The sequence below is a fragment of the Candidatus Omnitrophota bacterium genome (genome assembly GCA_040755155.1).
Lineage (GTDB): Bacteria > Hinthialibacterota > Hinthialibacteria > Hinthialibacterales > Hinthialibacteraceae > JBFMBP01.
The window spans coordinates 1-11,170 of record JBFMBP010000118.1; the positions used below are offsets into that span (position 1 = coordinate 1).

An 11,170-nucleotide genomic window follows, 5' to 3' on the forward strand; every position below is an offset into this window, starting at 1 on the left:
CTCATTACTTGCCCTTCCTTTTTATCTGTGATAGTATCGAATGGCTGGAATATGGGGGGAAATATTGCTGGGAAGAGACAGGAGAAGAATCCTTGAACGCCTCTCGAACCGCTTATAAAGAAGAAATGGAACGCCCTTCCAAGAATGAATTTCTGGATGGGACCGAACTGGAACTCAGAGAAAAAGACGCCTATCGCATCGTACGTAAAAATATGTTATGGTCGATGGGTTTGGGGGCGATTCCCATTCCTCTCGTCGATTTCATCAGCGTAGCCGCGTTCCAGGCCAAAGCGCTAAAAGAATTATCTGATCTTTACGATATTCCCTTCTTCCACCACACGGTGAAAAACCTAGTGGCCACGCTGATCAGCGGATATGGAACGGTTTACTTTGGCCAAGCTCTCGCCGTCAGCGCCAGCAAAGCGATCCCCGTTCTCGGCCCGCTAGCCAGTTTGACATCTTTGCCGATCATGGCGGGCGCATTAACTTACGCCACGGGGAAAATCTTTATTCAGCATTTCGAATCCGGCGGTACTTTTTTGACCTTCGATCCGAAGAAAGTGCGGAACTATTTCCACGAATATTTCCAGGAAGGATTGAAAGAAGCCGCCAAATTTGGCAAACAACCATCTGCGGAAAGCCAAGCGCCGCACGCCGCAGCCAAAGAGGCTCCAGCAACAGCCAAAGAACCGCCGGCCGAGAAGAAAGAAACTCCGGCGGAAGTCCATGAGCCGTTCGCCGCGAATAATGAAGAACCAACGGAATCCAAAGAAACAACCATGAAGAAAGCAGCGGCCAGTGAAAGCAAAGAAACATCCGGAGGAGGGAAAAAAGAGACTGTCGTTGCGAGCAAAGACGCTTCGAAAAAAGCGCCAGGCCGTTCCTAGTGGTCTATTTCAATTGATTTTTATAGTTTCGTTATTGAAAAACTCCCTCACCCTAATCCTATCCCAGAGGACGAGGGAACAATTTCCATTGAAATAAAGCACGAGTATATCCGCCTGTTGGATAGAGGGTAGAGTCAATGCATATTCTTATCTATCTTGCCTTATGCGCGCTGGTCGGCTTAATAGGAAAAAACCGCAAATTCGGTTTTTGGGGATATTTTTTTGCGTCGATCATTTTTACCCCTATTGGAGGATTGCTTTTAATCGTTCCCTCGGAGAAACATACTTCTTAACGAACGCAAAACCAATCCATATCCAAACGAATCCAAAAGCGCAAGCGTTAATTCTATTCGTTATCCTAACCTTTTGCATTGGCCAGAAGGACGAGAGGAATAGAATAAAAAAGCCGGACTTACCGAAACCACGAAACGGTTTATACTATTCCGTTCCCGGCATTGGACGCCGCGCGAATTTCCGTAGGGATGCCAATAAGGCGTGAGGCAAGCATGGAACCAATCCAAGAAACGGCGTCTGCGAAAAAACCCAGCCTTTGGCGAAGGTTGCGCGCCTGGTGGGTAAGGCGGCGGTTCGCCATTCAGATAGGTCTCGCCATCTTTATGCTTCTCTTTTTATATTTTTGGAACAATATCGTCATTTCCGTCCATTCCGGAGAGTTGGCCGTCTTATGGCTTCGATTCTTCGGGGGCACCGTTTTGGATCGCACCTACGGCGAGGGCATCCATCTTATTTTCCCCTGGGACAGAATGTACATTTACGACGTGCGCGTGCAAAATCTGGAAGACGAGTTCAGCGTATTGACTGTGGATGGCCTGAACGTCGAAGTTTCTATTTCCATCCGTTTTCGTCCCGTACCGGAAACGCTGGGCATTCTTCACAAAAACCTGGGGCCCGATTACATCCAAAAGATCATTTCCCCGGAAATCCAATCCGTCCTGCGCGTTATCATCGGCCAGCTGCATCCGGAAGAAATCTTTACCACTCAGCGCGATATTCTTCGAACCGCCATCCGCGAATCCTTATTGCAAATGTCGGAAAAAAACATCAAACTGGACGACCTTCTCATCAAAAAAATCATGCTTCCGCCTAAAGTCAAGGACGCAATCGAAAGCAAACTGCGGCAACAGCAAATCGCTTTGGAATACGAATACCGCTTGTTGGAGGAAGAACAGGAAGCCAAACGCAAGAAAATCGAGGCGCAGGGCATCCGCGATTTTCAGGATATCGTTTCCGATGGCATATCACAGCCGTTGCTGCGGTGGCGCGGCATCGAAGCGACTTTGGAATTGGCGAAATCGCCCAACGCCAAAATCGTCATCATCGGCGGCCCGCAGGACGGCCTGCCGCTTATTTTGAATACGGGAGACGCCCTATCCGGTATTCCGCAATCGGCTTCCGCCGCCATCCCCACGGTGACGGAAATGATTCCCTCTTTCAATACGAATTTCAACACTAGTTTCCGTTCCAGCAGCGGCGGACTTTTCCATTGATCCGCAAGCAGAGAGATCGGCGGGCTACGCTCCGCTTTTTGCCTACCCTACGACGTCGCTTTGTCCCCTTGTCGCTTTTGGCGGGCTACACATCGCTTTGAGCCCACCCTACGACTTTGAGACTGGGAGACTAGGGGACTTATCCCCATTTCGCCTTGTCCCCTTGTCCCCCCTTGTCCCCTTGTCGCTTTTGGTGGGCTACGCTTCGCTTAGAGCCCACCCTACATAGTTCTCCATTCCCAGAAATGAAAAACGCCGGTTTCGTCCTCGACGGCGGCGGCGGCGGCGTATCCTTCTTTAACGTCAATCGTTTTTATCGTCCAACGCTCTCTCTCATTCGCCGGATCATGAATGGTTAAACGAACCTCCTCATCATTCGGATCGGTGGATACTTCAAAACTATCCAAAGGAATCGAGAGGCCCATCCCTTGGGCTTTGATATACGCCTCCTTGCGCGTCCAACAATGGAAAAACGATGGAATGCTTTTAATATTGGCGGCTTCTTGCGGCGAAAAGAAACGCCTGGCTATGGATTCGTATTCGATATTCTCGCGCATCCATTCCACATCCACACCGATGCGGCGCCGCTCGGCGACGGCGATCAAGGCCATCAGATGGCTATGCGATAGATTGAACTCGATGGGGCTGTTGGCGAGGTATGGCTTGCCGTAATCGTTGTTTCGATACGCGATTTCCTGAGAATCGATGGACAAATAGCGGCTGAGGATTTCCCGCAATGCGCCGTGGGATGCGATAAACCGGTTTCGATGCTTGGGGAAGCAAAAACGATCCGTCCGGACGCGCTCTTCTTCCGAGAGAAGAAGATAGAAGCGGCCCAAGGTTTGCGGCGTGATGTCGAGATGGGCGCGCCATACATGGACTTCTTGCGGACAGAGTATCAGAGAAGCGGGGGGATCGCTCCAAACTGCTGGGCGGGAATCCGCGTTCATGCCAGCATCCCATTGAGATTATGCGCGATGGCTTCGATCAACGCTTTCTGTTCGCGATGGAGGAAAAAATGATCGCCGGGAAACAATTTCAACTCCGTTGACGCGCTGGTTTGGACGCTCCAACCCTCCAATTCCTCCCGGCGAACTTCGGCGTCATCCAGGCCGCCGAATATGTTTATCGGCATGGTCAAGGGCAGCTCGTGTTTATAGGTATAGGTTTCGTGCATTCGAAAATCCGCCCTTAAAGCGGGCAATACCAGTTCCATGAGTTCGGCGTTGTTCAATACTTCATCGGGAGTGCCCTTGAATCGGCGCAATTCCTTCATGAATTCGTCATGAGGAAGATTGTGAATTGGGGATTTTCTTGGCGGTATATGCGGCGCTCGGCGAGCGGAAACGAACAGCCGAAGCGGCTCGCGTTCGCCGGCGCGGCGCAGTTCGCGGACGAGTTCGAACGCAATCAACGCGCCCAGACTATGGCCGAAAATGGCGAAAGGACGATCAAAATAGGGACGCAGCGCCTGCGCCAGGACCGGAATCAAATCCGGCAGGTTGGAGAAGGGCGTCTCCATGATGCGATATTCGCGGCCGGGCAGCTGCACGGGGCAAATCTGCATTTCCCGGGGCGCATCGCCCGCCCAAGTTCGGAAAGCGGCGCATCCGCCTCCCGCGTAAGGAAAACAGAAAAGGCGCATTTTCGCCGATGGATTCGGCGAAAAGGATTTCATCCAAAGAAGATCGAAGGATTCGTTCCGCAAGGCAGCGTTATTTCTTTTCAAAAAGGATATGCGTTTTTATCGATCCGCTTCCATCTGCTTGCGCAGGCTAAGCGGCCTCATATCGGTCCATACTTCTTTGATATAGGCCAAGCATTCTTCCTTGGTTCCGCTTTTGCCCGCATCGTTCCATCCAGGAGCGTTTTCCCTATCGGCGGGCCATATCGAATATTGCTCTTCATGGTTAAGGACGACCTTGTAGACCGTTTTATCCTCTTTGTCGTTCCAACTCATATCGCACCTGCGTTATCTACATGTCGGATTAATCAAGGGCAGAAAAAAACTTGCCCTTGCCACCCGGCCCGGTAATTCCTCTCCCAAGATTGGGAGAGGTTAGGTGAGGGTTGATGGGATTGAGCTTATCTCCCCTCACCCTAACCCTCTCCCAAAGGGCGAGGGGATGGTATTGCATAACATGAGTTAATCATTCGCTCAAAAGTAAAAAATTACCCATGCAAACCGGCGTCTGGTAGATGCGCCATTATTACGATTGCCGCTCGAACCAAGTTCGCCATGTTTTCAGCGATTGTTCCAGTTTAGCGGGAATATCGCCATCGATGCCGTAGCCTTGCAGCCCGAAATCCCTTCGATACCCAAGTTTGACGAAGGTCTTTACGAAGGCTTCCGCTTCGTAATCGCCGTCGCCTAGGGGAAGAATACCCTCCTCAACTTTCAGTTCGTTGGCGTTGGGACGCGAGCCATTGATGGTGACGCAATTCAAACGCGGCAATGCGGCTTTCGCTTTTTCTTCTAAATTTTGGGGACCTTCCGCCTTCAACCAATGATAAAGATTGAAGGTGACTCCGATATTTTTCCGGTTGGCTAATTCCGCGATTCTCGAAGCGTCATCCACGCGCTCCACTAGAGCGTTGAAATGAGGATAGATCGAAATCTCCAAACCGCCCGCTTTATCCGCTAAATCGGAGGCTTTCTTCAATAAAGCCGCCGCGGCGGCGTCGCCTTGAGGATCGGATGGTTTAAGTTTTTTACTATAAAACATAAGCCATATTATCGTTTTGCGGCCTTGCAAAAGGCCGATCATTTCTTCGAGACGCGGCGGAAAATCCTCTTCAGCGGTCAGACCGGCGTATGCCGCTACTATATCAATTCCATGCCGATCCAACGTGCTCAAGGTTTCTTTGAAACCTTTATATCGTTCCTCATCCATACCCAGAGAACAACCGAGACGGGGACAGCCGAGACGCTGCAGCAGTTCGGCTTTTTGCGCTGCATCGAAGTTCGTTTTGTAAAACCAGGGATCCATAATAAATAATCGATCGCATAAGGCGGCCAACTTAGGCGCCGACTCGGCATCCAGCCGCCAGCCGCCTAGAGATGCAGCCGCAAGTCCGGAGGCAGTCCATAGCGATTTCCGCATAAATTCCCGGCGATTGTTTGGAATCATGGTTTTCTCCTCGTCTTTCGTATTTGCCCAATGGATGTTGTTGTTTATGAGCAAACCACCCGTTGTTCTTTGTGGGGCTTGCTTCGCTCGACTCACCCTACGATTTTACAGAGGCGCTTTTCATATTATCTGCTTGAATTTGTCCGTGGTTAAATACCGCCGTTACTTTTCTATCCCGCAGAAATATGGCCTGCGGGCTTTCATGCTTGACTTTCAGACGCTCCGCGATCTCCTGCGAAAGCGGACGTTGTTCCTGCACGACGAGAAGATAAACCAGCGCATCGGTTTCTTCGAGGAAAGCGTCCATTTCCCTTTTGGCGTTATAGGAAATCGGGCAAATCGAGCTATGCTTGAAAACGATCACCGGATTCTCGCGGCTTTTTTCCAAGCACTCGTCGATGCTGGAAAGTACGGCGTAGCGTCCATCATTCGCCGGTTCATTCTTCTGGTTAAAAAATTTCATCTTCGGAGTCCTAAGCGAAAAAGGCTTTCTCAGACTTGAGAAAGCTGGATCATCCAATCGATCTCTTTTTTCAATATGCCTTCGCGCTCGCTCGCGGGAAAACGTTCCAACGATTCGTCTTCGATGCAGAAATCGCCTTGATAATCCGCAGATCGAAGAATCGAAACCACTTTGCTAAAGTCGATATCGCCTTGAAAGATGGGGCAATTGTACTTTTCGTATTCCCAGCCTCGCGGCCGCTGCGCGTTGCGTTTGTCTTCGGGATAATTGATGCTTTTGCAATGCGTATGAAAAACTCGGGAAGCGTATTTGGCGTAAATCCCATACAGATTATCCAGAGGGTGGCCGAACCAATAGAAGTTGGCCGTATCTAAGGTCAATCCCAAAGCATTGGAACCAACGCCATCGAATAGTTTATCCAAAAAGGCGGGATTGTTCGTCGTTGAGCCATGGTTTTCGATGCCGAAACGAATATCGGTCCCTTTCACGAATTCAATTAATTTCTTGCCCAGCGAAATGGCGAAGGGCAAAAATTCGCCGCCTTGGATTTTATGGGGTACGACGTCGATGCGGATGGCCTTGACGTTAAGTTCTTTCGCCGCCGCGACAACATCCGCCGTCCAGGCCAACTCATCCTCCAACCGCGCATCGAATTGATTGGGCATAGCGAAGGCGGCGATTTGGACGCCGTTCTTTTCCAAATCCTTTTTCAACATTTCAACGGCGTCTTTGGATTTGAGGGAGTATTTCTTTTCGGGAAAGAGATAGGGGCAGGACCGGTCGATTTCCACCCACACTTCCACGCCCTCGGCGCCGATTTTTTTGAGCGCGCTCCATGAATCCGGAGCATCCACATTTTTCAAATGAACGTCCCGGCAGGCGATGACGCGTTGTTTTTTTTCTGCGGCCAATGTTCCCAAAGATACGGATAACATGCCAGCGTTCATTAAACTCATAGAGGATGCTTGAAGAAAGCCACGGCGGCTAAGATGATTATTGTTTATCATTTTACAATCCTTTAGATAGAAGAACGTATACCGGCAAGAAGAAGATTCTTATGGATTCGCCGGAATAGACAAACTATAGAGAGGCAGAGGGATGACGGTCAAGGATCGTTTGAGTAGAAAATGACGAAACGGCAAAAAGATAGAGAGGATTTGGATAAAAGGCTGGACTACTATTAACTCATATTACGCGCAATATAAAGTAAATGGGATTTATTATTACCGCCGTTTTGAATCACGAAGGCGCGAAATAAAAAGAGAAAAACACGAAAAACAATTGGCGAAAGGAATCGCGCCAAGACAAGGTTTTTTCCGTGGAATCCAAAAGAATCCATGATATCCGTGATTCGAAAATTTCGTGAAATTCGAGCCTTTTCGTGTTTTCGCGATTCAATAACGCAAAAAAATGAAATCCTTCATGCTTTTTTTACGGTTCTACTAATTGGTGATGAAATACTAACGCCGAAAGCGAAAAATATTGGCGGCGTAACATAAGGTATTAAAATGCCCCTTTTAAAGGGGCAAATGACAATAGTCCGCCGTTTTAAGAGCGGGCTGGTATTCCTTAGTCCGCGCAAGAAATGTATGATTTCCATTCATCATTCATCATTCATCATTCATCATTCATCATTCATCATTCATCATTTAAAAAGGCGCCATTATCATGCATCCGGTTTTGGCGCCGCGCCGCGAGCGATGACTTTACTTTCGTCCAGCGCGCCGGATTCGATGGTCTCTTGGGAAATAATCGTCAGGGGATCGATCGGTCTGCCGCCCTGGCGGATTTCGAGATGCAAATGCGGTCCCGTCGCGAGTCCCGTCTCTCCCGAAAGCGCAATGGATTGGCCCGGCGTTACAACATCGCCCTTTTTAACGAGCAGTTCGGAAAGATGGCCATAGCGAGAAGTCGCTCCGTCCCCGTGATCGATCTCCACCATCATGCCATACCCGTTCTTTATCCCAGAGAAGACGACTTCGCCCGCTTTCACCGGTTGCACCGGAGAACCGATGGGCAGGCTAATATCCACGCCGGCGTGGAAACGTTCGCCATCTAGGATGGGATGGTCTCTCATGCCGAAGCGCGACGTGATTTGGCCGTGAGCGGGCGCCTGCATGTCTTGCGCAGCCGCCAGCAAATCCGGTTTGCCATCCGCTCCCGGATTAAGTTCCTGCAACATTGGGGAGAGATCGACGTTTTGTCCGGGATAGATCAGGTTGGGATTGCGAATGCCGTTAGCGGCGGCTACGGCGTTGACTCGGCGATAGAGCGAGGGCGCATCGAAAGCGACGCCTTGTTCCTTCAATTGAGCGGCGATGATATCGGAAAGCGTATCGCCCCTTTTGACGGTATACGATAATATTATCGGATCCAAATTATCCTGGGCATCGGATTTCTGGAATTGATCGGGAGATTCCGTTTCCGGCGTTTTTATCGGTTCCGCGGAATCATTCATTACGTGGTTACGGTTCAACAAATCCTGAAGCGATAAGGGGGGATTGATAGGTGAGGCTTCCACCGGCGCGGATTCCGTTTTGGGGGTAGATTGAAGATCGGGAACTGCGAGTTCGACCGGTTGGGGCGCCGTCATAGGCCGCGGAGTATTCTGGGGCGCTACTAGTGAAGGAGCAACGCTTTCCAGCAGATCGTTAGGAGTAAGAATCGGCGCGGGTTCTTGCTTGATTCGTTTGGAGAGAATTTCGCTGAATTCTCCATTTCCTTCCGCCGGTCTTGGAGAAGACGGACTTCTCGGCCCCTTCGGAAAATTCCCAAGAGGGGAGACATCTTTGAGATCGACATTGATTTCGACCATCCCTCAATTCCTCCCGCGACAAAAACCTAGACGGAAAAGCGAAACGTAATCATGTCGCCGTCCTGCACCACGTAATCCTTGCCCTCAAGCCGGAAGCGGCCTTCTTTTTTCGCCGCCTCCACCGATCCGAAATGCTTGAAATCGTCGAAGGACACGACTTCCGCCCGGATGAATCCTCTCTCGATATCGCTGTGAATCTTGCCCGCTGCAAGTTGGGCTTTGGTTTCCAACGGAATAGTCCAGGCTCGAACTTCATCGGGTCCAAAGGTCAAAAACGAATGTTGTTTTAAAATTCTATACGATTCCTGGATGACTTTGCCCTTGGCGGGACCCTCAATGCCCGACGCGCTAAAATAATCGTCCCATTCCTCAACGGGAAAATCAAGCAAATCTTGTTCCAACTGAGCGTTCATGATGACGAGCGGCGTATTCCATCGTTGGCAGGCGGCGGTTAATTCCTCCACTCCTTTCTTCTCCATTTCGTTCGTTGCGTCGGAAACATTGGCCAAGGTTAGCATCTGTTTGCCCGATAACAATCCATAGGGACGAATATAGAGATCGACTTCCTCTTTGGACGGCTCCGCCGCAATAATCGGACGATCTGATTCCAACGTCTCCTGAAACCGCCGCAACGATTCTCTTTCCTTCTCCAATTCCTTTCGTTTATTCGGCTGCTTGATCCAACTTTCTTCAATCCGGCGCAAGCGATTTTCGATGATGGCCATATCCGCCAGACACAATTCCGGAATCACGGTTTCCAAGTCCCGCGCGGGATTAATGTCGCCTTCGGGATGAGGAACGGATTCGGAATGGAAGACGCGGATTACGATCAACAGCGCTTCCATATCGCGCAGATGGCCGAGAAATCGGTTGCTGAATCCCTTGTCGCCGGCGCCTTTCGTCAATCCGGCGACGTCCGTAAATTCCACAGTGGCGTAAGTTACCTTCTTCGGCTCGAACATCTTCGCCAAATAATCGATTCTATCATCTGGAACCAGCGCTACGCCCCGGTTAGGATCTTTATCTCCTCCGGAAATGGAAGTGGCGGCGCGTCCATGAGTCAGCGCATTGAAAACGGTGGTTTTACCCGATGTAGCTAATCCAATAATGCCAATCTGCATGAATTTTATCCTATGGAAATAATTGCCCGGTATACTTGGATAGGGGATAAAGATTCCCTTTATTCCAATTTGCCATTCGGCTCGATTACGGCTTTAATCAGGCGGGAATCGTGCATGCCTTCAAATCCCTCCTGCCAACGTTCCAAGGGGAGGCGGACAACCGCCATGGCGCTCACATCCAGCTGGCCGCGGGCGAGCATCTTCATGACCTGTTCCCACATATCCCAATTGTGGCTGAAAACGCCTTGGAGGCGTACTTGTTTATGCACAAGCGGGTCCAATGTAAAATTGTAAGCGCCTGGCCCCCAGCCATAACGGACGATCTGCCCGGCGGGACGGACGATGTCGATGGCGTCCTTCAAGGATTGGTTGCGTCCGGAACCGTCGATGACGACGTCAACGCCGAATCCATCCCCGATCTGGGGGACCAATTCCCGGATGTTCTGGTTGTCGGATTCCACGATATGCGTGGCGCCGAAGGTCGCTCCCACTTTCAAGCGCGTTCTATCTTTGGAAAGTCCGGAGAGGATGATGGGATTGGCGCCCCGCAGTTTCGCCATCTGCACGCAAAGCAAGCCGATGGAACCAGCGCCCAACACCGCCACGCTCATTCCCGGGCTGATATCGGCTTTGATGGCCACGGCATGATAAGCGATGCAGGCTGGTTCGCATAGAGAAGCCATATAGAGCGGCAAGGATTTCGGGACGCTGTGTAAACAACGCTCGGGGACATCGATGTAGCGGGTAAACGCTCCATCTCTGGCCTGGCCGAAGCCTTTGCGGTAGGGGCAAAGATGGTAGTTTCCCGTCCGGCAATAATAACACTCGCCGCAAATATAAGCCGCCGTTTCCGAAACCACGCGGTCTCCCGGCGCGAAATGAGATACTCCCTCCCCCACATCTTCGATGATGCCGCTGAATTCATGGCCCATAATGACCGGAAGATTGACCGGCCAGGTATGCTCGTTCAAATACTGATGGACATCCGAACCGCAGATTCCAACGGCCGCCACTTGCAGCAAAACGCTCCCTTTAGGAGGCTTGGGAATAGGCGCCTCCCGCAACTCGACGGATCGATCTTTCAGAGCGTATTGAACAACGGCTGGTTGACCCACGGATTTTCTCCACTCGTTTTCTTATGAATTTAGCCATTTTACAACAAATTTAATCCCTGGGATAGGAAAAGAGCGAAAGCAGGATTCAACAAGAAAAACGATTGATTTATTACTCAAAGAAATCATAAAA

General features: G+C 50.4%; 11 protein-coding genes. 2 read left to right on the forward strand and 9 right to left on the reverse strand.

The window, feature by feature from the left end:
• Together AB1656_17715 and AB1656_17720 are read left to right on the forward strand one after the other, a co-directional pair.
• A partial coding sequence (locus tag AB1656_17715; GenBank protein MEW6237224.1) for a DUF697 domain-containing protein occupies positions 1-887 on the forward strand: 887 nt, incomplete at its 5' end.
• Positions 888-1,393: 506 nt separating this feature from the next.
• On the forward strand, positions 1,394-2,395 hold the full coding sequence (locus AB1656_17720; protein ID MEW6237225.1) for a prohibitin family protein: 1,002 nt from the start codon (positions 1,394-1,396) through the stop codon (positions 2,393-2,395).
• Between the two features lie 221 nt (positions 2,396-2,616).
• Here the strand turns inward: AB1656_17720 and AB1656_17725 are convergent, their stop codons facing one another.
• The 9 genes from AB1656_17725 to AB1656_17765 form a co-directional block, all read right to left on the reverse strand.
• On the reverse strand, positions 2,617-3,345 hold the full coding sequence (locus tag AB1656_17725; protein ID MEW6237226.1) for a 4'-phosphopantetheinyl transferase superfamily protein: 729 nt from the start codon (positions 3,343-3,345) through the stop codon (positions 2,617-2,619).
• Positions 3,342-4,124, reverse strand: a complete 783-nt coding sequence (locus AB1656_17730; GenBank protein MEW6237227.1) for a thioesterase domain-containing protein — start codon at positions 4,122-4,124, stop codon at positions 3,342-3,344. Before AB1656_17730 ends, AB1656_17725 begins: the two co-directional genes overlap by 4 nt.
• A gap of 15 nt (positions 4,125-4,139) precedes the next feature.
• Positions 4,140-4,355, reverse strand: a complete 216-nt coding sequence (locus tag AB1656_17735; protein MEW6237228.1) for an MbtH family protein — start codon at positions 4,353-4,355, stop codon at positions 4,140-4,142.
• Between the two features lie 250 nt (positions 4,356-4,605).
• A complete protein-coding gene (locus tag AB1656_17740; GenBank protein ID MEW6237229.1) occupies positions 4,606-5,526 on the reverse strand; it encodes a TIM barrel protein in 921 nt (306 codons plus the stop codon).
• Positions 5,527-5,623: 97 nt separating this feature from the next.
• Positions 5,624-5,989, reverse strand: a complete 366-nt coding sequence (gene ytxJ, locus AB1656_17745) for a bacillithiol system redox-active protein YtxJ (protein MEW6237230.1) — start codon at positions 5,987-5,989, stop codon at positions 5,624-5,626.
• A 29-nt stretch (positions 5,990-6,018) separates the two neighbouring features.
• Entirely contained in the window at positions 6,019-6,924 is a 906-nt protein-coding gene (locus AB1656_17750; protein ID MEW6237231.1) for a sugar phosphate isomerase/epimerase family protein, read from the reverse strand.
• 731 nt (positions 6,925-7,655) lie between these two features.
• Complete coding sequence (locus AB1656_17755) at positions 7,656-8,804, reverse strand: LysM peptidoglycan-binding domain-containing M23 family metallopeptidase (protein ID MEW6237232.1); 1,149 nt, start codon at positions 8,802-8,804, stop codon at positions 7,656-7,658.
• Between the two features lie 26 nt (positions 8,805-8,830).
• Entirely contained in the window at positions 8,831-9,925 is a 1,095-nt protein-coding gene (gene ychF, locus AB1656_17760) for a redox-regulated ATPase YchF (GenBank protein ID MEW6237233.1), read from the reverse strand.
• A 59-nt stretch (positions 9,926-9,984) separates the two neighbouring features.
• Positions 9,985-11,040 (reverse strand): zinc-binding dehydrogenase, encoded by a 1,056-nt coding sequence (locus AB1656_17765; protein ID MEW6237234.1) that lies wholly within the window; start codon positions 11,038-11,040, stop codon positions 9,985-9,987.
• Positions 11,041-11,170 lie beyond the last annotated feature (130 nt).

Excerpts from the sequence above, each read along its gene's own strand:
- AB1656_17720 (MEW6237225.1), top strand. The coding sequence starts at position 1,394 with ATGGAACCAATCCAAGAAACGGCGTCTGCGAAAAAACCCAGCCTTTGG.
- AB1656_17725 (MEW6237226.1), bottom strand. The coding sequence starts at position 3,345 with ATGAACGCGGATTCCCGCCCAGCAGTTTGGAGCGATCCCCCCGCTTCT.
- AB1656_17735 (MEW6237228.1), bottom strand. The coding sequence starts at position 4,355 with ATGAGTTGGAACGACAAAGAGGATAAAACGGTCTACAAGGTCGTCCTT.
- AB1656_17740 (MEW6237229.1), bottom strand. The coding sequence starts at position 5,526 with ATGATTCCAAACAATCGCCGGGAATTTATGCGGAAATCGCTATGGACT.
- ytxJ (MEW6237230.1), bottom strand. The coding sequence starts at position 5,989 with ATGAAATTTTTTAACCAGAAGAATGAACCGGCGAATGATGGACGCTAC.
- AB1656_17750 (MEW6237231.1), bottom strand. The coding sequence starts at position 6,924 with ATGTTATCCGTATCTTTGGGAACATTGGCCGCAGAAAAAAAACAACGC.
- AB1656_17755 (MEW6237232.1), bottom strand. The coding sequence starts at position 8,804 with ATGGTCGAAATCAATGTCGATCTCAAAGATGTCTCCCCTCTTGGGAAT.
- ychF (MEW6237233.1), bottom strand. The coding sequence starts at position 9,925 with ATGCAGATTGGCATTATTGGATTAGCTACATCGGGTAAAACCACCGTT.